Annotated in this window: 20 protein-coding genes; 16 read left to right on the top strand and 4 right to left on the bottom strand. The window is 62.5% G+C overall.

The features are described 5' to 3' along the window. Nucleotides 1-4 precede the first annotated feature (4 nt). The gene (locus H1S03_RS12245) at nucleotides 5-247 is read left to right on the top strand and encodes a hypothetical protein (RefSeq protein ID WP_185804705.1); all 243 of its coding nucleotides are present in this window, start codon (nucleotides 5-7) and stop codon (nucleotides 245-247) included. Between the two features lie 457 nt (nucleotides 248-704). Here the strand turns inward: H1S03_RS12245 and mazG are convergent, their stop codons facing one another. Further along, nucleotides 705-1,550, bottom strand: a complete 846-nt coding sequence (gene mazG / locus H1S03_RS12240) for a nucleoside triphosphate pyrophosphohydrolase (protein WP_185804724.1) — start codon at nucleotides 1,548-1,550, stop codon at nucleotides 705-707. Nucleotides 1,551-1,647: 97 nt separating this feature from the next. Here mazG and H1S03_RS12235 point away from each other — a divergent pair, with 97 nt between their 5' ends. Together H1S03_RS12235 and H1S03_RS12230 are read left to right on the top strand one after the other, a co-directional pair. Beyond that, nucleotides 1,648-2,814, top strand: coding sequence for a M20 aminoacylase family protein (locus tag H1S03_RS12235; RefSeq protein ID WP_185804704.1), 1,167 nt, complete (start codon nucleotides 1,648-1,650; stop codon nucleotides 2,812-2,814). Between the two features lie 49 nt (nucleotides 2,815-2,863). Further along, nucleotides 2,864-3,883, top strand: a complete 1,020-nt coding sequence (locus H1S03_RS12230) for a sensor histidine kinase (RefSeq protein WP_185804703.1) — start codon at nucleotides 2,864-2,866, stop codon at nucleotides 3,881-3,883. Between the two features lie 53 nt (nucleotides 3,884-3,936). Here the strand turns inward: H1S03_RS12230 and H1S03_RS12225 are convergent, their stop codons facing one another. Further along, nucleotides 3,937-4,590, bottom strand: coding sequence for an alpha/beta hydrolase (locus tag H1S03_RS12225; protein WP_166191336.1), 654 nt, complete (start codon nucleotides 4,588-4,590; stop codon nucleotides 3,937-3,939). Nucleotides 4,591-4,771: 181 nt separating this feature from the next. On the opposite strand from H1S03_RS12225, the gene H1S03_RS12220 reads away from it, so the two are divergent. The 10 genes from H1S03_RS12220 to H1S03_RS12175 all read left to right on the top strand — a co-directional run bounded on the left by H1S03_RS12220 (nucleotide 4,772) and on the right by H1S03_RS12175 (nucleotide 13,438). Next, nucleotides 4,772-5,230, top strand: a complete 459-nt coding sequence (locus H1S03_RS12220) for an Rrf2 family transcriptional regulator (protein ID WP_185804702.1) — start codon at nucleotides 4,772-4,774, stop codon at nucleotides 5,228-5,230. Beyond that, on the top strand, nucleotides 5,227-6,270 hold the full coding sequence (locus H1S03_RS12215) for a cysteine desulfurase family protein (protein WP_185804701.1): 1,044 nt from the start codon (nucleotides 5,227-5,229) through the stop codon (nucleotides 6,268-6,270). The genes H1S03_RS12220 and H1S03_RS12215 overlap by 4 nt, the downstream gene beginning before the upstream one ends. A 64-nt stretch (nucleotides 6,271-6,334) precedes the next feature. Beyond that, nucleotides 6,335-7,861, top strand: a complete 1,527-nt coding sequence (gene sufB, locus H1S03_RS12210) for a Fe-S cluster assembly protein SufB (protein ID WP_185804700.1) — start codon at nucleotides 6,335-6,337, stop codon at nucleotides 7,859-7,861. Between the two features lie 21 nt (nucleotides 7,862-7,882). After that, nucleotides 7,883-8,140: a hypothetical protein gene (locus tag H1S03_RS12205; RefSeq protein WP_166191344.1), complete on the top strand. Its 258-nt coding sequence runs from the start codon at nucleotides 7,883-7,885 to the stop codon at nucleotides 8,138-8,140. After that, on the top strand, nucleotides 8,133-8,888 hold the full coding sequence (gene sufC, locus H1S03_RS12200) for a Fe-S cluster assembly ATPase SufC (RefSeq protein WP_185804699.1): 756 nt from the start codon (nucleotides 8,133-8,135) through the stop codon (nucleotides 8,886-8,888). The genes H1S03_RS12205 and sufC overlap by 8 nt, the downstream gene beginning before the upstream one ends. Then, nucleotides 8,888-10,183 carry a SufB/SufD family protein gene (locus H1S03_RS12195; protein ID WP_430700910.1) on the top strand — a complete coding sequence of 432 codons (1,296 nt, stop codon included), beginning with the start codon at nucleotides 8,888-8,890 and terminating at the stop codon, nucleotides 10,181-10,183. Before sufC ends, H1S03_RS12195 begins: the two co-directional genes overlap by 1 nt. Before the next feature lie 6 nt (nucleotides 10,184-10,189). Then, nucleotides 10,190-10,789 carry a YIP1 family protein gene (locus tag H1S03_RS12190; RefSeq protein WP_185804698.1) on the top strand — a complete coding sequence of 200 codons (600 nt, stop codon included), beginning with the start codon at nucleotides 10,190-10,192 and terminating at the stop codon, nucleotides 10,787-10,789. A gap of 69 nt (nucleotides 10,790-10,858) precedes the next feature. Further along, the gene (locus tag H1S03_RS12185) at nucleotides 10,859-11,497 is read left to right on the top strand and encodes a hypothetical protein (protein WP_185804697.1); all 639 of its coding nucleotides are present in this window, start codon (nucleotides 10,859-10,861) and stop codon (nucleotides 11,495-11,497) included. Between the two features lie 72 nt (nucleotides 11,498-11,569). Beyond that, nucleotides 11,570-12,790, top strand: coding sequence for a cysteine desulfurase (locus H1S03_RS12180; protein ID WP_185804696.1), 1,221 nt, complete (start codon nucleotides 11,570-11,572; stop codon nucleotides 12,788-12,790). Nucleotides 12,791-12,862: 72 nt separating this feature from the next. Further along, nucleotides 12,863-13,438: an ATP-dependent Clp protease proteolytic subunit gene (locus H1S03_RS12175; protein ID WP_166191354.1), complete on the top strand. Its 576-nt coding sequence runs from the start codon at nucleotides 12,863-12,865 to the stop codon at nucleotides 13,436-13,438. A 57-nt stretch (nucleotides 13,439-13,495) separates the two neighbouring features. Here the strand turns inward: H1S03_RS12175 and H1S03_RS12170 are convergent, their stop codons facing one another. Next, nucleotides 13,496-15,958 (bottom strand): penicillin acylase family protein, encoded by a 2,463-nt coding sequence (locus H1S03_RS12170; RefSeq protein WP_185804695.1) that lies wholly within the window; start codon nucleotides 15,956-15,958, stop codon nucleotides 13,496-13,498. A 114-nt stretch (nucleotides 15,959-16,072) separates the two neighbouring features. On the opposite strand from H1S03_RS12170, the gene H1S03_RS12165 reads away from it, so the two are divergent. The 3 genes from H1S03_RS12165 (at nucleotide 16,073) to H1S03_RS12155 (ending at nucleotide 18,097) form a co-directional block, all read left to right on the top strand. Beyond that, a complete protein-coding gene (locus H1S03_RS12165; RefSeq protein WP_185804694.1) occupies nucleotides 16,073-16,951 on the top strand; it encodes an NAD(P)-dependent oxidoreductase in 879 nt (292 codons plus the stop codon). A 73-nt stretch (nucleotides 16,952-17,024) separates the two neighbouring features. Further along, nucleotides 17,025-17,726 carry a ribulose-phosphate 3-epimerase gene (rpe, locus tag H1S03_RS12160; protein ID WP_185804693.1) on the top strand — a complete coding sequence of 234 codons (702 nt, stop codon included), beginning with the start codon at nucleotides 17,025-17,027 and terminating at the stop codon, nucleotides 17,724-17,726. Further along, nucleotides 17,726-18,097, top strand: a complete 372-nt coding sequence (locus tag H1S03_RS12155) for a DUF2237 family protein (RefSeq protein WP_185804692.1) — start codon at nucleotides 17,726-17,728, stop codon at nucleotides 18,095-18,097. The genes rpe and H1S03_RS12155 overlap by 1 nt, the downstream gene beginning before the upstream one ends. A 20-nt stretch (nucleotides 18,098-18,117) precedes the next feature. Here the strand turns inward: H1S03_RS12155 and hemB are convergent, their stop codons facing one another. Beyond that, a complete protein-coding gene (gene hemB, locus H1S03_RS12150) occupies nucleotides 18,118-19,125 on the bottom strand; it encodes a porphobilinogen synthase (RefSeq protein WP_185804691.1) in 1,008 nt (335 codons plus the stop codon). Between the last annotated feature and the right edge of the window lie 79 nt (nucleotides 19,126-19,204).

The raw sequence follows: 19,204 nt of genomic DNA, 5'->3' as shown, positions 1-19,204 counted from the left end.
CACGATGGATCCGACCACTTTTGCACTGGCGTTCGCCACCCGACACCTTGATGCCGTGAGCACCTATTTCGGCCTGTCCGATGCCGATGTTCGTTTCGTTGCACTTACCATCGGAGCCCTGAGCCTGTGCGTCGCTTTCCTGCGTCTGCTTCTGGCGCGTCATAAGCGGCAGGAAACGATTGCGGACCCATCAGCAAACGAGTCCTTGCGAAGCTTCAGGCGCCAGAGAATGCCGCGCGATATATAGTATTCTCCTGAGCATTACTTTTCTCTTTTAAGTAGAGGCCATGAAAGAATTTAGGTAAATCCCGAATGCGTGCTAAGATAGCGCCCCATAGCGTTCTCGGAGGACGAAATGGCGGGTCGCGACGATATCGAAACAGTTCGGATCAAGATCCCCACCACCGGCGACAGGAGCGGAACGGAAGTGTTCGGTTTCTCGCAGGACATGCATGGCGTCAGCTTTCTCGCGCCACTACAAGACCTCGACATAACAGCTTCGGTTCTTCTTTTGTCTTCTCTCTTGGCGATACTTGCAGTCGTCTTGCTTTCCTTGCACATGCGTGCGCGAAAGGCTGGAACGCAAAAGGTCTTCACGACTTTTCAGGCGACTGGGCGCCGCAAAGTGGTCCGCAAGAGGGACAGAGCGCAGACGGACTTCCGTGCCCTGCGCAAGAGAAGATGTGAGGTTTGCCGCCCCGATGCTACGAAGGAGATTTACGTTCCTCAGCCTTCGCCAGGTTCCACAACGCATCCATCCGGGCCAGATCCGACTGGTTTACATGACTCCCCTCAGCCGCCAGAGCGTCCTCTATCCATCTGAAACGCCGCTCGAATTTCGCGTTCGCGCCGCGCAATGCTGCTTCGGGGTCGATCTTGAGGTGGCGGGCCAGATTGGCCATGACGAACATCAGGTCTCCGAACTCCTCAACCTGATCGTCATGGGTCAGGGTGTCACGCGCCTCTACCAGTTCGGCGCTTTCCTCTTGCAGTTTGTCGAGGACGTCACCGACCTCGGGCCAGTCGAACCCGACGCGCGCGGCCCGGTTTTGCAATTTCACCGCGCGGGTCAGGGCGGGCAGTCCCAGCGCCACGCCGTCCAGCGTGCGACGCTCCCCCTTGTCCGAGGCGGCGCGCTCCTCGGCCTTGATCCGCTCCCAATCCACGGTCTGTTCGGTGGCATCGCGGCCCGGCGCGTCGGCAAAGACATGCGGGTGTCGCCGGACCATCTTGTCACAAATCGCGCGGATCACGTCGGGCAGGGCGAAGTGACCTGATTCGTCTGCCATCTGCGCGTGGTAGACAACCTGAAGGAGAAGGTCCCCCAGTTCATCCCGCAAATCCGGCATATCGTTTCGCGCAATGGCATCGGCCACCTCGGCGGCTTCCTCCATCGTGTAGGGGGCGATCGAGGCGAAATCCTGTTCCCGGTCCCACGGGCAGCCATCGGGCGCTCGTAGCCGGGCCATGATCTCGGTCAGACGCTCCATCCGGGCGTCGCCGTTCAGGACCAGAGTGTCGGAGGCGGTTCTGTCGTCGAGTGGTTTCATGGGTCGAGGGTCGCGCGCCGAGGCGGCCAGTGCAAGGCGCATCTTGACCCTGCCGCCACCCGCGGCGAACGTACACGACAGCAAAAGGAGTCTCATCATGGCTGTCATCAATCGTATCGCGGAATTCCACGAGGACATGAAGGAATGGCGCCAGCACATCCACGCCAACCCCGAGCTTGGCTATGACTGCCATGAAACCGCCGCCTACGTTGTCGATAAACTCAAGAGCTTCGGCATCGAGCAGATCGAGACCGGCATCGCGCAGAGCGGCGTCGTTGCCCTGATCCACGGTCAGGGGGGCGACGGCCCGACCATCGGTTTGCGCGCAGACATGGACGCCCTGCCGATAGAGGAAGTGCGCGATCTGCCCTACAAATCCACGAGGCAGGGAAAGATGCACGCCTGCGGTCATGACGGCCACACCACGATGCTGCTGGGCGCGGCCCGCTATCTGGCGGAAACCCGGAATTTCAAGGGCACCGTCGCGCTGATCTTCCAACCGGCGGAGGAAGGCGGCGGTGGCGGTCTGGCCATGTGTGAGGAAGGGGTGATGGACACCTACGACATCGCCCAGGTCTATGGCTTGCATAACCAACCGAGCGAAGCCTTCGGCACGTTTCTGACCCGTCCCGGCCCCCTGATGGCCGCGGCGGATACGTTCAGCATCGACGTGGTGGGCGTAGGTGCCCATGCCGCCATGCCGCATCAGGGCATCGACAGCGTGCAGATCGCCTGCCAGATCGCGCAGGGGCTTCAGATGATCGCCGCGCGCAACACGGATCCGTTGAAAAGCTGTGTGCTGTCGATCACGACAATCCATGCAGGCTCCGCCGATAATGTTCTGCCTGCGACGGCGCAGATGGGCGGCACGGTCCGCACGCTGGACGAGGACGTGCGCGAGATGGTGATCGCGCGTATGCAGCAGGTGGCCGTCAATATCGCTGCCGCACATGGCGGGACCGCCACCGTCACCTACAATCGCGGCTATCCCGTGACGGTCAACCACCCCGCACAAACGGAGCTGGCCGCAAGTGTCGCCCGGGCGGTCATGGGGGACGACAAGGTTACCACGGAAATGATCCCGATGATGGGCGCCGAGGACTTTTCCTACATGCTGGAACACCGCCCCGGTGCCTATCTTTTCCTTGGAAGTAACGGAGGTGCGGGGCTTCATCATCCTGAATTTGATTTTAACGATGAGATCAGCCCGATCGGGGCATCCTGGTTCGTTAAGATGGTGGAAACCGCTCAACCCGCAGGGTAGGAAACAACCTCACGCGATTTGCGTGGATACCTTGTGAAAGTTCAATAAAATGGCGGAATGGGAACTCCTTTCCACGCTTCAGGCCGAGGCGTGGAACCAGCTTGGTGAGGGCATGATCATCACCGATCCCCAGGGGGTGATCCGGTTCGTCAATCGTGCGGCGTCCGAAATGCACGGTGTCACCGAGTTGGGGGTTGAGACGGAAGGTTATTCCGAGGTCTATAACCTGCTGCGCGTCGATGGCTCGCAATATCCGTCCTGCGAACTGCCTCTGGCCCGTGCCGTGCGCGATGGTGAGGTGGTCGAAAACGAAATGTGGCTGATCGACCGCCCCGACGGCACCCGCGTCTATGCCGAGGGGTCGGCACGTCGGGTCCATGACGAGCAGGGGAAGGTTCTGGGCGCGGTTCTGACATTGCGCGACAGGACAGTCCGCGAAAACGATATCATGCAGTTGCGACAGGCGCTGGAAACCCAGCGGATGTTGCTGGATGAGGTCAATCACCGTGTCGCGAACAATCTGGGCCTGCTGATTTCCCTCGTTCGGTATCAACGGCGGCAGACCACCTCGGACGAGGCGTTGGCCGTGCTGGACAAGGTTCAGGTCCGCTTGCAGGTCATGGCCTCGATCCACAGCGCGCTCTACCGCTCGGATGAGGCCGCTTCGGTCGATGTGGGCAGCTATTTCGTACAGATGATGCAGGACGTCGCGCAGGCTCTGGGCGGCGAAACGCCGGTGTCGGTGGAGTGCATGGCGCCCGAGGAAATGGTCCTGCCGGTCAATCAGGTGATTCCTCTGGCGCTGGCGATCAACGAGTTGATGACCAATTCCCTGAAATATGCGTTTACCGGCCGCGATAGCGGTGAGATCAGCCTGTTGATAGAAAGGGTCGATACCAAGCGGATCTTGACCTATCGCGACAATGGCGTCGGCTTGCCTGCCGGTTTCGATCTGGATGCGGCTGGCGGGTTGGGGATGACGATCATTCAGACCCTCGCCCGGCAATTGGCGGCTGAGATCAAGATCGTGCGCGATGCGCCGGGCACCTGCTTCGTGATTTCATTCTAGCGCGCACGCGTTCGCAGGCAGGGGCCGTACAGGCCGCCCGCCTTTTTTACCGCTTAACGAATACCCGGTTCACCCTGACGGCGGGTGACGTAGGATTTCACGTTGCCGATCATCTCATCCATACCGCTCTCGAAAAAGTGACCCGCGCCGGGAACGGTCTGGTGGGTGACCGTGATGCCCTTTTGCTGTTGCAGCTTTTCTGCCAGCGAAGTCACGTCGGCGGGGGGCACCACGCGGTCCGCGTCGCCGTTTATGATCAGGCCCGAGGACGGGCAGGGCGCGAGGAACGTGAAGTCGTACATGTTCGCCGGTGGTGCAACGCTGATAAAGCCTGCGACCTCGGGCCGGCGCATCAGCAGCTGCATTCCGATCCACGCCCCGAATGAAAAGCCCGCGACCCAGCACTGGCGCGAATTGGGTGCCTGCGCTTGCAGGTAATCCAGCGCCGATGCTGCGTCGGACAGCTCCCCGATACCTTGATCGTATTCGCCCTGCGAACGGCCCACGCCGCGGAAATTGAACCGCAGGACGGTGAAGCCCATTTCGTGAAAGGCATAATGCAGATTGTAGGTAACCTTGTTGTTCATCGTGCCGCCGAACTTGGGGTGCGGGTGCAGGATGATCGCGATGGGGGCGTCCTTGGCCTTCTGTGGGTGATAGCGTCCTTCCAAACGTCCCTCGGGACCGGGGAAAATCACCTCTGGCATATGCCGTAACCTCTTCGTATATCTGGCCGACGGGAAAGCTTGACTAACCCGGTCGGAAAACCTAGAACTATTCTAAATCGGTCTGCGAATGCAGCCCGTTGACTTGTCGCAGGTAAAGCCTGCTCGTGCGTGCGTCAATAGCCGGGTCCATGTCGGATGATCGGCGGCTGGGAGATAGTGTATGAAACTCAGCACCAAGGGGCGCTATGCCATGATCGCTTTGGCCGATCTGGCCGCCCAACCTGCCGATGATCTGATTACGCTGTCCGAGATTTCGGTGCGTCAGGATATCAGCCTCGCCTATCTGGAGCAGCTGTTCGTTAAGCTGCGCCGTGCCGGTCTGGTTGAAAGCGTGCGTGGGCCGGGCGGCGGTTATCGCCTCGCCCTGGATGCGGAGAAGATCCGCGTCAGCGAGATTCTGGCCGCCGTTGATGAAACGATGAGCGCTCTGTCGCGCGGCGCGGGTGTTTCCGGCGCATCCGGCGACACACAGGCGCAAATCCTGACCGACAAGTTGTGGGAGCAGCTGTCCGCTTACGTCTATGTCTTCCTGCATCAGACCAGGTTGAGCGATATTACCTCCGACCAGATGGCACCGTGCCCCGCGGTGCCTGCCATTCTGCAACTGGTGGACGAATGAGCCGCGCCTATCTGGACTGGAACGCCACGGCCCCCCTGCGGCCCGAGGCTCGCGCCGCGATGATCGCGGCGATGGATGCGGTGGGCAATCCGTCCTCCGTCCATGCGGAGGGGCGCGCGGCGAAGATGATCGTGGAAACCGCGCGCGCTCAGGTGGCGGCTGCTGTGGGTGCGATGGATGCCGACATCGTGTTCACCTCCGGCGCAACGGAGGCTGCGGCCCTGGCCCTGGCCGGGCGCGATCTGTCCGGCGCAGCGGTGGAGCATGATTGCGTCGGCGCTTGGACACGCGGCGATCTGCCGGTGGACGCCGAGGGTCGTGTTACCACTCCCGATCCCGCAAACAGTGCGATTCAGACGGCGAATTCCGAAACTGGCGTGATACAATCGCTGCCGGACGGGCTTGCCTTTACCGATGCGGTTCAGGCGGTCGGCAAGGTGCCATTCGCCTTTTCGTGGAGCGGGGCGCAAATGGCCGCGATCTCCGGTCACAAGTTCGGCGGACCCAAGGGCGTGGGCGCGCTGATCCTGCGGCAAGGCCTCGATCTGCCCGCGCAGATGCGTGGCGGCGGACAGGAAATGGGCCGCAGGGCAGGAACCGAGAATGTCATAGCCATCGCCGGGATGGGCGCGGCCATTGCCGCCGCTCAGGCCGATCTGGATACAGGCGCGATGGACCGTGTTTCCGAGCTTAGAAATATCCTGGAAGGTGAGTTGAGGGCGGCGTGCCCCGACCTTATCTTGATGGGTAAGGGTGCCCCCCGCCTGCCCAACACAATGTGTATCGCGGTTCCGGGATGGCGCGGCGAAACGCAGGTGATGCAGATGGATCTGGCCGGCTACGCGATTTCCGCCGGGTCCGCATGTTCCAGCGGCAAGGTAAAGGCGTCGAAGGTGATCGGGGCCATGGGCCATGATGACCAGACCGCCTCCAGCACGATCCGCGTCTCGCTTGGGGCCGCCACCACCGAAGCTGAGATCATGGGCTTCGCCGCTGCATGGTCCCGCCAATATGAGAAATTTCGCGCCCGCGCGGCGTGACCCGAAACCACCGGCCCGGCATCGAGAGTGCTGGCCGATAGTACCGAGAATGAGGAAGACCGACATGACCGCATTGGATGAAGTCCAGCTGACCGCGAAAGAAGGCGTCGAGGAAGAGACCGTCGCCGCTGTCCAGTCCCTCGCCGGTAAGTACAAGTACGGCTGGGAAACCGATATCGAGATGGAATACGCCCCCAAGGGCCTGACCGAGGATATCGTCCGCCTGATCTCGGAAAAGAACAATGAGCCGGAGTGGATGCTGGAATGGCGTCTGGATGCCTATCGCCGCTGGATCAAGCTGGAGGAGCCGGAATGGGCGATGGTCGATTACCCCAAGATCGACTTTCAGGACCAGTATTACTACGCCCGCCCCAAGAGCATGGCCGAAAAGCCCAAAAGCCTGGATGAGGTGGACCCAAAGCTGCTGGAAACCTACAAGAAGCTGGGCATCCCGCTGAAGGAACAGATGATCCTCGCCGGTGTCGAAGGGGCGGAGAACATGGACACCGACCGTAAGGTCGCGGTGGACGCCGTGTTCGATTCCGTGTCCGTCGGCACGACCTTCAAGGATGAACTGGCCAAGGCCGGCGTGATCTTCTGCTCGATCTCCGAGGCTATTCAGGACCATCCCGAATTGGTGAAGAAATACCTCGGCTCGGTCATTCCGGCCTCGGACAACTACTACGCCACACTGAACGCCGCCGTGTTTTCCGACGGATCGTTCGTCTACGTGCCCGAGGGGACCAAGTGCCCGATGGAGCTGTCCACATACTTCCGCATCAACGCGGAAAACACCGGCCAGTTCGAGCGGACGCTGATCATTGCGGAGAAGGGCAGCTACGTCTCCTACCTCGAAGGCTGCACCGCGCCGCAGCGCGACATCGCGCAGCTGCACGCGGCCTGCGTCGAGCTGGTGCTGCTTGAGGACGCGGAGATCAAGTATTCCACCGTTCAGAACTGGTTCCCCGGGGATGAGGACGGCAAGGGCGGCATCTACAACTTCGTGACCAAGCGCGCCGATTGCCGGGGTGATCGGTCCAAGGTGATGTGGACCCAGGTCGAAACCGGCTCCGCCGTGACGTGGAAATACCCGTCCTGCATCCTGCGCGGCGACGATAGCCAGGGTGAGTTCTACTCCATCGCCATCGCCAACAACTACCAGCAGGCCGATACCGGCACCAAGATGGTGCATCTGGGCAAGCGCACCAAGTCGCGCATCGTCTCCAAGGGCATCTCAGCCGGTCAGGCGCAGAACACCTATCGCGGGCTGGTTTCGATGCACCCTCGCGCCAAGGAATCGCGCAACTATACACAGTGTGACAGCCTGCTGATCGGCGACAAGTGCGGCGCCCACACGGTGCCCTATATCGAGGTGAAGAACAATTCGAGCCGGGTGGAGCATGAGGCAACCACCTCCAAGGTGGACGACGACCAACTGTTCTACTGCCGCCAGCGCGGCATGGATGAGGAGGAGGCCGTGGCCCTCGTGGTCAATGGCTTCTGCAAAGAAGTGCTGCAGGCACTGCCAATGGAATTCGCGATGGAAGCACAGGCGCTTGTCGCGATCTCGCTTGAGGGGTCGGTGGGCTAACACCTCCGAAAGGGTTCGAACATGAAACATTACATCCCCGCCACCATCATCGCGGCGCTCGTTTATTTCTGCATGAGCTTCTTCTCGGACCTGTGGTTCGAGGAGACGATGCGCACGACGCTGGCGCTGGTCCTCTGGTCGCTGCTCAAGACGGCGATCTTCGCGGGCCTTTTCCACGTCATTCACGGCTTTCTGGGCAAGCTGTTCGGGTTCTACGATTACGATCCGGAGCTGGACGCCCCACGCAATACGACTTCTGAGGATAAGAATAATGCTTGAGATCAAGAACCTGCACGTCAAACTTGAAGAAGAGGACAAGGTAATCCTCAAGGGCGTGGACCTGACCGTTGAGGCGGGCAAGGTGCATGCGATCATGGGCCCCAATGGCTCAGGCAAATCGACGCTCAGCTACGTTCTGGCAGGCCGCGACGGCTATGAAGTCACGGACGGATCGGCCAGCCTGCTGGGGGCGGATATCCTCGACATGGAGCCGGAGGAGCGCGCGGCCGAGGGGCTGTTCCTCGCGTTTCAATACCCGGTCGAAATCCCCGGTGTGGGCAACATGACCTTCCTGCGCACCGCCGTAAACGCACAGCGCAAGGCGCGGGGCGAGGCGGAGCTGACCGCCGGTGAGTTCCTCAAGGTCGTGCGCGAGAAGGCGAAATCCCTCAAGATCGACGCCGAAATGCTCAAGCGTCCTGTCAATGTCGGCTTCTCGGGTGGTGAGAAGAAACGCAACGAGATCCTGCAAATGGCGATGCTGGAACCGAAAATGTGCATCCTGGATGAGACGGATTCCGGTCTCGACGTGGACGCGATGAAACTGGTTTCCGACGGCGTGAACGCCCTGCGCGACGAGGGGCGGGCCTTCCTCGTCATCACGCACTACCAGCGTCTGCTCGATCACATCAAACCCGACGTGGTGCACATCATGGCCGATGGTCGCATCGTAAAGACCGGCGGCCCGGAACTGGCGATGGAAGTCGAGCAGAACGGCTACGCGGATATCCTGGCCGAGGTGGCGTAATGGTTTCGGTCAAGGCAAAGAAGCTCGCCCCGACCGACGGAATGCTGTCGCGTCATCCGGCGGCACCCGCGGCGTCCGGCTGGGCCGACGCAGCCCGTGCCTCGGCGCGTGACCGGCTGGCGGCGGTCGGTGCGCCGCAGCGGCGCGACGAATACTGGTCGTTCACCAATCCCGCGCGTCTGGTCAGCGATCAGCCGATGGCGGCGAAGCCACTGGCGGCGCAGGATACACCTGTCTTCGGGGAAACCGATGCGCTGGTCCTGACTTTTGTCGACGGTGTTTTCGACCCGGCGCAATCGGACGATCTGGCGGGGGAGGGGCTGGAAATTCAAACTCTCTCCGACGCGCTCGGCACCGATATCCACTGGGCGAAGGACCTGTTCGGCGTGCTGGAGGAAAAGGGCCAGACCCCTGTTCCGCGCGAACTGGCGATGCTCAACACTGCCACGGCCACGCAGGGATTCGTGGTGCGCGCGACGCAGCCTGTCACCCGCCCGGTCCGCTTCGATTATATCCAGACCTCCGATACCTCCGACGCGGTGATCCGCTCGCTGGTCAAGGTCGATGCCGGTGCCACGCTGACCCTGCTGGAAAGCGGCACGGTCGCCGCCCGGTGCAACACGGTGATGGAGGTCGACATTGCCGATGGGGGTGAGCTGCATCACGTCCGCGTGCAGGGCCGCGCCCATGATCGTCAGGTCTTTACCGCCATGTTCGCGCGGCTGGGCCGGGAAAGCGTCTATAAATCCTTCACGCTGGCGATGAACGGCGTGCTGTCGCGCAACGAGCAGGTGGTGGAATTCACCGGCGACGACGCGACCGCGCATGTGGCCGGAACTTGCGTGGGGCAGGGCGATTTTCACCACGACGACACGGTTTTCGTGACCCATGACGCGGTGAATTGTGAGAGCCGTCAGGTGTTCAAGAAGGTCCTGAAATCCGGCGCGACCGGTGTGTTTCAGGGCAAGATTCTCGTCAAGAAGGGCGCGCAGAAAACCGACGGCTATCAGATTTCGCAAGGTCTGCTGCTGGACGATGAGGTCAACTTCCTCGCGAAGCCTGAGTTGGAGATCTATGCCGATGACGTGATCTGCTCGCATGGCTCGACCAGCGGCGGTCTGGACGCGACGGGCCTGTTCTATCTGCTCAGCCGGGGCGTTCCGCGTGAAGCGGCGACCAACATGCTGGTCATTGCCTTCATGGATGAGGCCGTTCAGGAAATCGCGGATGAGAAGCTGGCGGATGAGATGCGCACGCATATCGCGGGCTGGCTCGACCGGCACAGCGCGGGCTGAGGGCGGATGAGCACGACCGGCAAGATTTTCGCCGCGTGGGGCAATCCGCGCGGCGTAATGCGCGATCAGATGAATGCGGGCGACATCGACGGTCGCGCGCTGACCTTCATCCTGATCGCGGGTATCCTGCTGTCCATCGCAAACCTTCCCAATGCGATGTTGCAGGGGGGGCTGACGGATGATGCTGCCAGCGAACCTGCGGCCGCCCTGATCGCGGCGCGCTTCTTTCAGGTCGCGATCGGTGCGTTGGCGCTTGCCCTTGTCGGGCTGCTGGTGGCGCCGCTTAGTCATCTTGTCGCCCGCGCCTTTGGCGGTGTGGGCAGTTGGGCAACCACGCGGCTGGCGCTTTCCTGGTCGCTGATGACGCTGGTGCCGCTGGCATTGCTCTCGGGCGTTCTGCTGGCGGTCGGCGTCGCCAGCGATACCACCTGGCTGGTTGAGGCGAGCTTTCTGGCCGGTCTGGCGGGGCAGTTGGTCCTGCTCTACGTCTGGTCCGGATCGCTGGCCGAGGCGGAAGGATTTTCCAGAACATGGCCCACGATGCTCATCATGGCGGCGATCTTCATCGCGCTTTACGGGATTCTTACGTTGCGGATATTGGCGTGACAGTCGCGTTGCCTGATTTTCACCCCATTTCGGGTTTAGCGTGCGGCAAGACGATCAGGAGCAGCGCAATTGGCCCAGGAATTCGACATCACGCACGGTCATTTCGAGGAACGTCACGCCGGTATGGCATGGCGTATCGCGGATGCATGGCTTCACATGGGGGCCTCGACCCGGCGATTGATCCGCGAGCATCCGTCCGAGGGGCGTTTGCTGTTCTACGTTCTGATGGCCGATATCGTGGTGTTCCTGTCCTGGACACTGAAAACGGTCGTGGTGCCGCACCCCGATGCGCCCATTCCATTGCGGGTCAGCCTGTGGCTGGTGCTGATGCTGATGGGGCGCACTGCGATCATGTACGGGTTCGCGGCAGTTGCGGGGGCGGTGCTGAAATTGCTCGGCGGGCGCGGCAGCTGGCGCGACACCCGCGCGGGCGTGTTCTGGGGCGGGTTCGTCGCAGCGCCGTTCAGCCTGTTCGCGGCGCTGGTGACGGTTGCTCTGGCAGCTTCGTATGGGCCGGGTTCGGGTACGGGCAGCTGGTATGTCATCCCGCTTTACTGGGTCAGCCTGATTCCGTTCATCTGGTACATTGCCGGTGGATTGGCGGAGGCACAGCGGATGCGGTTCGCGCCGATCTTTCTGGGCTTGTCGGTCCTGACCGTTTGCGCGCTATTCGCCGCATTGGTCGCCAGCGCCCGCGGCATTATCTGAACCTGATAGATTTACCGGCCTTCCAAGGTCGACGTGACGTGCACATGAAGTCGCGCGTCGAGAGGGATTCCAATGTATGATGTTTCCAAGATCCGGTCCGATTTTCCGATCCTTTCGCGTAAGGTGAACGGTAAGCCTCTGGTCTATCTCGATAACGGGGCCAGCGCGCAGAAACCGCAGGTTGTGATCGACGCGATCAGCCGCGCCTACGGTCAGGAATATGCCAATGTCCACCGGGGCCTGCACACGCTGTCCACCATCGCCACGGAAAACTACGAGGCCGTGCGCGGCAAGGTTGCCCGTTTCCTGGGCGACGTGCCGGAGGAGGAGATCATCTTCACCACGGGCGCGACCGAGGGGTTCAACCTGATCGCCTATGGCTGGGCAATGCAGAACCTGACCGCCGGGGATGAGATCGTGCTGAGCGTCATGGAGCATCACGCCAATATCGTACCGTGGCATTTTCTGCGCGAACGCATGGGGGTGAAACTGGTCTGGGTCGAACCTGAGGCCGACGGCTCCTTCGATCCCGCCCGCGTGGCGGAGGTTCTGACGGACCGCACAAAACTGGTGACGCTGACGCATATGTCCAACGTGCTGGGCACCGTGGTGGATATCGCGGCTGTGGCGGATATCCTGCGCCCGCGCGGTATTCCGCTGGCGGTCGATGGTTCGCAGGCGGCGGTGCACATGCCGGTCGATCTGACGGCGCTGGGTGCCGATTTCTACTGCATCACGGGGCACAAGCTCTATGGTCCCTCCGCATCGGGTGCCGTCTGGATCAAGACGGAGCGGATGGCCCAGATGCGGCCCTTCATGGGCGGCGGTGACATGATCCGCACCGTGACGCGCGACGACATCACCTATAACGACCCTCCGCATAAGTTCGAGGCCGGCACGCCGGGTATCGTGCAGACAATCGGGCTGGGCGCGGCGCTGGACTACATGACCGCCGCCGGGATCGAGAACATCGCCGCGCATGAGGCGGACCTGCGCGACTACGCTCAGGATCGGTTCCGGTCGCTCAACTGGCTACATTTGCAGGGGACTGCGGCGGGCAAGGGGGCGATCTTCTCGTTCACCATGGATGGCGGTGCGCATCCGCATGATATCTCCACCATTGTCGATCAGAAGGGCGTGGCCGTTCGCGCGGGGCATCATTGCTGCCAGCCACTGATGCAGCACATGGGCGTCAATGCCACTTGCCGCGCCAGCTTCGGCATGTACAACACCCGCGACGAAGTGGACACGTTGATTGACGCGCTGGAAACCTGCCACCGGTTGCTGGGCTGAAATCCACCCCCGGCCCCTTGCCATTCCGGCCGGGCTGCGCACCTATGAGCCACATCATTTCAGGAGGCCGCGATGAGCGAAGAGAACAAAGACGAAAAACCGACCGTTGACCCAATGAACGAACGCCTCCTCAAATCCCGTCAGATCATTATCTGCGAAGGGATCGACCAGAAACTGGCGATGCGTGTCAGCGCGCAATTGCTGGCCATGGCGGCGGAGAATGACGAGCCGATCACCCTGTTCATCAACAGCCAGGGCGGCCATGTCGAGGCGGGCGATACCATCCACGACATGATCCGCTTCGTGAAGCCGAAGGTGCGGATCGTCGGAACCGGCTGGGTGGCCAGCGCGGGCACGACGATTTTCCTGGCCGCGGACAAGGAGGATCGCTTCTGCCTGCCCAATACGCGTTTCCTGATCCACCAACCCTCGGGCGGGGTCGGCGGACAGGTGACGGACATCACCATTCAGGCCGCGCAGATCGAGCGGATGCGCGAGCGTCTGGCCCACATGATCGCGGACGCGACGGGGCAGAGCTTCGAACAGGTGATGAAGGATATCGACCGTGACCGTTGGATGACCACGTCCGAGGCGGCGGAATACGGTATTCTGGGCACCGTCATCTCCTCCCAATCCGAACTGGACTGACGGTAACTCGTTCCCGCCGGTGGCGATGCCTCCGGCGGGAATATTTGAACGACCAAGCTACTGCCCGCGCGGCACCAGCCTCGTCACTCCGATCGCATCGGCACGGGCGCGATCCTCGCTCAGGCTCATCGGAATGTATTCCCCGCGTCGCCACAGTACGGCCAGATCGTCGTAGTGGCGTGACAGGACATGACCGGATTGACCGGTCGAGATGATGTAGCGCGAGTTTTCCGGGTCTCCGAAATCCACGACGAACCGCAGGCCGGATGCGTGCACGTTCGCATATGGGTTGGGTTGCGCGCCTGACAGCTGCCCCCGCATCAGCGTATCGTCGCCGCCACCCGTCGGTTGCACGATGGAGGCGATCAGCGCGATGCCCGGAATGCGGCCCAGCACTTCATGCTCCTGCATTGCCAGGTGCGCGTCGCCCCAGCGCCAGGCCTCAACCCGGTTGCCATAGGTGTCGCGCAATTCGGCCAGCGCATCGTTCAATGCCCGGACCGCCATGTCGCCGCAGGTCTCCTCCACCTGGGAGGTGGAGATGTTGCACCACTCGGACGCGCCGTCCACATCGCGGAACACCCGCTCGATAAACAGCGGTTGCAGCCGGGTCATGCGGTCGGCCATCGCGCCGCCAAGCTCGTCTCGCACCAGATGCCGTTGCAGATTGCGCACCCAGGCGGCGTAGATCAGCGGCTCGGGGCCGTGCTCGCTCATCTCACCGTTCCATTCTGCCAGACGTTCCAGCGCCACCTGCCGCAGCGGTGCGAGGGCGTCATCCTCCACCGGCGAGCCGGTCCACCACAGATCGCGGCCGATCAGGGGCAGCAGGATGCGGGCGGTCTGGCTGACGATATCCGTTTGCGCCTCGACGAAGCTGTCCACGGTATGAAACTCCCGCTCCGCCAATAGCCTGCGCGCGCGCTGTATGCGCTGGGTGTCGCCCCACACATGGCTGAGGTGATAGGGAAACGCCCGGTTGGTGGTCCGGTTGTTGGTGTTGAGGACGAGGCCTGAGCGCGGGTCGATATCGGCCGGCATCTGATCGCGTGTAACGTAGCCCTGCCAATCGTTTTGCGCGACCCAGCCGGGCACCGGAATGCGCCCCATGCCCTGATGCGAGTCCTGTCGCAACGGCGCAAGTCCGCCGACCACCATCGCGACGGTGTTTGCGTCGGCCATGGTGAAATTCTGGCTGGGCGCGATCATGCCGCGCAGGGCGCGACGCCCCTCGTCGATATTCCGCGCATGTTGCATCTCGATCAGCGTGTCCATCGAGCGGTCTGTCGGGTCCAGCGCTGTCCAGGCCAGCGCCGCGACATGGCCGGGCGGGGTGATCCTGTTCGCACCGAAGGCATCCCCCGGCAGCACCGGCCCATGACGGGTTCGGCGCAGGGTGACGGTCCGCGCGGGCGCGTCACCCACACCGATCAGAACCTCGCGAGAGGTCAGCGCAGCGTAGCCGTCGGGCGTCAGGTATTCGCCCGGATTGTCGGGGTTCAGCTTCTCGATATACAGGTCCTGATCGTCGGTATAGGCCGTGGTCAGTCCCCAGGCGAAGCTCTCATTGCGCCCGGCGATGATGCCCGGCATTCCGGGGATCGTGCCGCCGATGGCCCCGCCGCCGGGGAATTCCAGCCGGGCCAGCATCCAGATGGAGGGCGCGCTCAGCCCCAGATGCGGATCGTTCGCCAGCAAGCTGCTGTCAGAGGCCGACCGGCTCGCATCCACCGCCCACGCGTTCGACGCACCCGCCATGCCGAACTCCGCCACCGGGTCCAACGCTTGTCGCAGGGGCAGGGGGGTGTTCGCGGGCTGCATGTCAAACAGATCGGCGAATTCAGGTTGTGCGAGGGATGACAGGCGCGGGGCCTCGGGCATGATGTCCAGCAGTCGGTCCGGCGGCAACAGCAGGGACAATTCGGCGCGCCGCACCTCCGACACCGCATGGCCGGACAGCTGCAACGCCATGAGGCGGTTCACCGCGACCGAATCCGCCGGGGTCCAGGGCGAGATTTCACGCGAAAACAGGAAGAATTCCGGTGAGCCGCGGCCCAGAGCCTCCTCCCGCACTTGCGTCAGACGCGCGTTCACTCCGGCGGAATAGGCACGCAACGCGGCCTGGGTGTCGGGGCTTTGATGCTCCACCATCTGCCGGGCGACGCCATATATGTCCAATGTGCGCAACAGAACGTCGGTGTCGAAGGTCGCCTCACCGAAAATTTCGCTCAGCCGACCTTGCGCGGTGCGTCGCAAGACGGTCATCTGCCACAGGCGGTCCTGTGCGTGGGTATAGCCCAGACCGAAATACACGTCCTCATCCGTTTCGGCGAAAATATGCGGAACCGCGTTGTGATCGCGCACGATCTCGACTGTGCTGCCCAGACCCGTCACCTCGACCCGGTTGTCGTATTGCGGCAGCGATCCGGAGGCCAGATACCAGACCAGCGCCAGAACCAGCAATCCCAGCACGATCAGCCCGACGAAGGCACGGACCAGCCATTTGAAGAGTGTCGCCACGTGGATGCTCCGTTCCGGTTGGGGGCAGTTGCAGGCCAAAGCAGTAGCAGCGGCCTTGACTTGGTTCAATGCGGGCCGGAAACCTGTGCGCGCACATCATCGGGAGGATAAGCCATGGCACGTTGCGCATTTATCGGATTGGGGGTCATGGGCTATCCCATGGCGGGGCATCTGCGCGCGGCGGGGCATGACGTTACCGTCTACAACCGCACAGCGACAAAGGCGCAGGCTTGGGTGCAGCAGCATGGCGGGCAATCCGCCCCAACCCCGGCGCAGGCCGCGCAGGATGCGGAGTTCGTGTTTTGCTGTGTCGGCAACGATGCCGATCTGCGATCCGTCACGACGGGGCCGCAGGGCGCCTTTGGCACGATGTCGCCCGATGCGGTCTTTGTCGATCATACGACCGCCTCCGCCGATGTGGCGCGCGAACTCGCGGCGGCTGCTGGGGAGGCCGGGTTTCACTTTATCGACGCGCCGGTCAGTGGCGGTCAGGCCGGGGCCGAAAACGGCGTGCTGACGGTGATGTGCGGCGGTGAGGAGGCTGCATATCAGCGCGCCGAACCGATCATCGCGGCCTTCGCCAAATCGTGCCGCCTGATGGGGGATGCCGGCGCGGGTCAGATCACCAAGATGGTCAACCAGATCTGCATCGCGGGGTTGGTGCAGGCATTGAGCGAGGGGATCAACTTCGCACAGAAGGCGGGCCTCAACGGTCACGCGGTCGTCGATGTGATCTCCAAGGGCGCGGCGGGCAGCTGGCAGATGGAAAACCGGGGCGGCACCATGCTGGACGGCACCTTCGATTTCGGTTTCGCCGTGGACTGGATGCGAAAGGATCTGGGCATCGTTCTGGACGAGGCCCGCAATATCGGTGCCTCCGTTCCCGTCACGGCCACGGTCGATCAGTTCTATCAGGACGTTCAGAACATGGGCGGCGGGCGCTGGGATACCTCCAGCCTCATCACCCGGTTGCGCCGGATGGATGGCGAATAGCGCGGGGCGTTCGAAAAGCACCGTTGAACCGGGGCGGGCGGCTCGCTAGGTACGGGGCAGCAGGAGGATATTCATGACTTTCGACCGTTCCATCAAGATTGCACCGTCGATCCTCGCCGCCGACTTCGCCAATTTCGGGGCGGAGTGCGCCGCGGTGGAAAAGCAGGGGGCCGACTGGGTCCATGTGGATGTGATGGACGGGCATTTCGTGCCGAACATCACTTTCGGCCCCGCCACCTGCGCCGCGATCAGACCGCATATCGCGGGCGTTATGGATGTGCATCTGATGATCGCCCCCGCCGATCCGTATCTGGAGGGGTTTGCCAAGGCCGGAGCCGACATTCTGACCGTTCATGCCGAGGCTGGTCCCCACTTGCACCGCTCGCTGCAGATGGTGCGCAATCTGGGGTGCCGCGCCGGTGTGGCCCTGAACCCCGCCACGCCTGCCAGCGCCGTGGAATACGTGCTCGACCGGATCGACCTGATTTGCGTCATGACCGTGAACCCCGGCTTCGGTGGGCAGAGCTTCATCGACAGTCAGATCGAGAAGGTCCGCCAATTGCGCGCCATGATCGGCGACCGGCCCATTCATATCGAAATCGACGGCGGCATGACGCCCGACACCGCGCCGTTGATGGCGGCGGCCGGGGCAGATGTGCTCGTCGCGGGCTCCGCCGTGTTCAAGGGCGGCTCGGTCACGAACCCCGCCCCCTATGGCGAAAATATTCGCGCCATCCGCGACGCCGCTGAAAAAGCGACCGGAGTTCTCGTTTGATGGATGAGAGCCTGAACGTCTTCGGCCAACGGCTGTTGGCGTGTGGCGGGGGTGACCACGTCACGGGCTGGTTTCGCAACGGGGCCTGTGACACCTGCGCAGAGGATACCGGCTCCCACACGGTTTGCGCGATCATGGATGATGAGTTTCTGGCCTTTTCGAAATATGTCGGCAACGATCTCAGCACGGACCGCCCGGAATACGGCTTCGCCGGATTGAAGGCGGGCGATGCGTGGTGCCTGTGCGCCTCACGCTGGGCGCAGGCTGCGGATGAGGGCTGCGCCCCGAAGGTCGTGCTGCAAGCCACGCATCAAAAGGCCCTAGCGGTCTGCGATTTCGAGACGCTCAAACGTCACGCCGTCGATCTGTAGGCGGAAAGCCTACGCTGGAGTCAGAGGCCTTCCTCAGCGATCAGCGTCGCCACATCCTTCGCGAAATAGGTCAGGATGCCGTCGCAACCGGCACGCTTGAAGGCGGAAAGGCTCTCCAACATTGCGGCCCGTCCGTCGATCCAGCCGTTCTGGGCGGCGGCCTGTATCATCGCGTATTCGCCGGACACCTGATAGGCATAGGTCGGCACGCTGAATTCCCGCTTTACCCGGGTGCAGATGTCCAGATAGGGCATTCCGGGTTTGACCATCACCATGTCGGCACCCTCGCTGAGGTCGATGGCGACCTCGCGCAGGGCCTCGTCGGAATTGCCGGGGTCCATCTGATAGGTCTTCTTGTCGCCCTTCAAGGCGCCGGTGGCGCCCACCGCATCGCGGAACGGGCCGTAGAAGGCGCTGGCATATTTCGCGGCATAGCTCAGGATCGTCACGTCGGGAAAGTCGTTCTTCTCCAACGCTTGCCGGATGATCGCGATGCGCCCGTCCATCATGTCGGACGGGCCGAGGATATCCGCCCCCGCCTCCGCATGGGCCAGCGCCTGCTGTTGCAGGGCCATCAGGCTCTCGTCATTCACGACCACGCCGTCGCGCACGATGCCGTCATGCCCGTCCGAATTGTAGGGGTCCAGCGCCACGTCCAGCATGACGCCGATATCGGGAACCTGCTTCTTGATCTCGCGCGTGGCGCGGTTCACCAGGTTTTCGGGGTTCCACGCTTCCTCCGCGCCCGGGGTCTTCACGTCCGGATCGGTATAGGGAAACAGCGCGATGCACGGGATGCCCAGACCGGCGGCCTCATTCGCCTTTTCCGCCACCAGATCGACGCTGACACGTTCCACCCCCGGCATGGAGGCGACAGGCTGACGCTGATCCACGCCATCCGTCACGAAGATCGGCCAGATCAGGTCGTCCACGCCCAGCGTGGTTTCGCGGACCAGACGGCGCATCCAGTCGGCCTGACGCAGGCGGCGCGGGCGGGTCATGGGAAAGGGGGCGGCGGGATGTGGCATGGGGTTCTCCTGTCTCGAAGGTTGTTTCGCACGGGGCCGCGACATGGCTCAAGCGAAAAGCCGCTTGTCGTCACCTGCG

Origin of the sequence: Pontivivens nitratireducens (assembly GCF_014235845.1) — a bacterium.
GTDB lineage: Bacteria > Pseudomonadota > Alphaproteobacteria > Rhodobacterales > Rhodobacteraceae > Pontivivens > Pontivivens nitratireducens.
Note: the sequence above shows the minus strand (reverse complement) of the source record. Positions and strands in the feature narration are given on the sequence as shown.

Coding starts and splice junctions, on each gene's coding strand:
- H1S03_RS12245 (WP_185804705.1), top strand. CDS start 5: ATGGATCCGACCACTTTTGCACTGGCGTTCGCCACCCGACACCTTGAT.
- mazG (WP_185804724.1), bottom strand. CDS start 1,550: ATGAAACCACTCGACGACAGAACCGCCTCCGACACTCTGGTCCTGAAC.
- H1S03_RS12235 (WP_185804704.1), top strand. CDS start 1,648: ATGGCTGTCATCAATCGTATCGCGGAATTCCACGAGGACATGAAGGAA.
- H1S03_RS12230 (WP_185804703.1), top strand. CDS start 2,864: ATGGCGGAATGGGAACTCCTTTCCACGCTTCAGGCCGAGGCGTGGAAC.
- H1S03_RS12225 (WP_166191336.1), bottom strand. CDS start 4,590: ATGCCAGAGGTGATTTTCCCCGGTCCCGAGGGACGTTTGGAAGGACGC.
- H1S03_RS12220 (WP_185804702.1), top strand. CDS start 4,772: ATGAAACTCAGCACCAAGGGGCGCTATGCCATGATCGCTTTGGCCGAT.
- H1S03_RS12215 (WP_185804701.1), top strand. CDS start 5,227: ATGAGCCGCGCCTATCTGGACTGGAACGCCACGGCCCCCCTGCGGCCC.
- sufB (WP_185804700.1), top strand. CDS start 6,335: ATGACCGCATTGGATGAAGTCCAGCTGACCGCGAAAGAAGGCGTCGAG.
- H1S03_RS12205 (WP_166191344.1), top strand. CDS start 7,883: ATGAAACATTACATCCCCGCCACCATCATCGCGGCGCTCGTTTATTTC.
- sufC (WP_185804699.1), top strand. CDS start 8,133: ATGCTTGAGATCAAGAACCTGCACGTCAAACTTGAAGAAGAGGACAAG.
- H1S03_RS12195 (WP_430700910.1), top strand. CDS start 8,888: ATGGTTTCGGTCAAGGCAAAGAAGCTCGCCCCGACCGACGGAATGCTG.
- H1S03_RS12190 (WP_185804698.1), top strand. CDS start 10,190: ATGAGCACGACCGGCAAGATTTTCGCCGCGTGGGGCAATCCGCGCGGC.
- H1S03_RS12180 (WP_185804696.1), top strand. CDS start 11,570: ATGTATGATGTTTCCAAGATCCGGTCCGATTTTCCGATCCTTTCGCGT.
- H1S03_RS12175 (WP_166191354.1), top strand. CDS start 12,863: ATGAGCGAAGAGAACAAAGACGAAAAACCGACCGTTGACCCAATGAAC.
- H1S03_RS12165 (WP_185804694.1), top strand. CDS start 16,073: ATGGCACGTTGCGCATTTATCGGATTGGGGGTCATGGGCTATCCCATG.
- rpe (WP_185804693.1), top strand. CDS start 17,025: ATGACTTTCGACCGTTCCATCAAGATTGCACCGTCGATCCTCGCCGCC.
- H1S03_RS12155 (WP_185804692.1), top strand. CDS start 17,726: ATGGATGAGAGCCTGAACGTCTTCGGCCAACGGCTGTTGGCGTGTGGC.
- hemB (WP_185804691.1), bottom strand. CDS start 19,125: ATGCCACATCCCGCCGCCCCCTTTCCCATGACCCGCCCGCGCCGCCTG.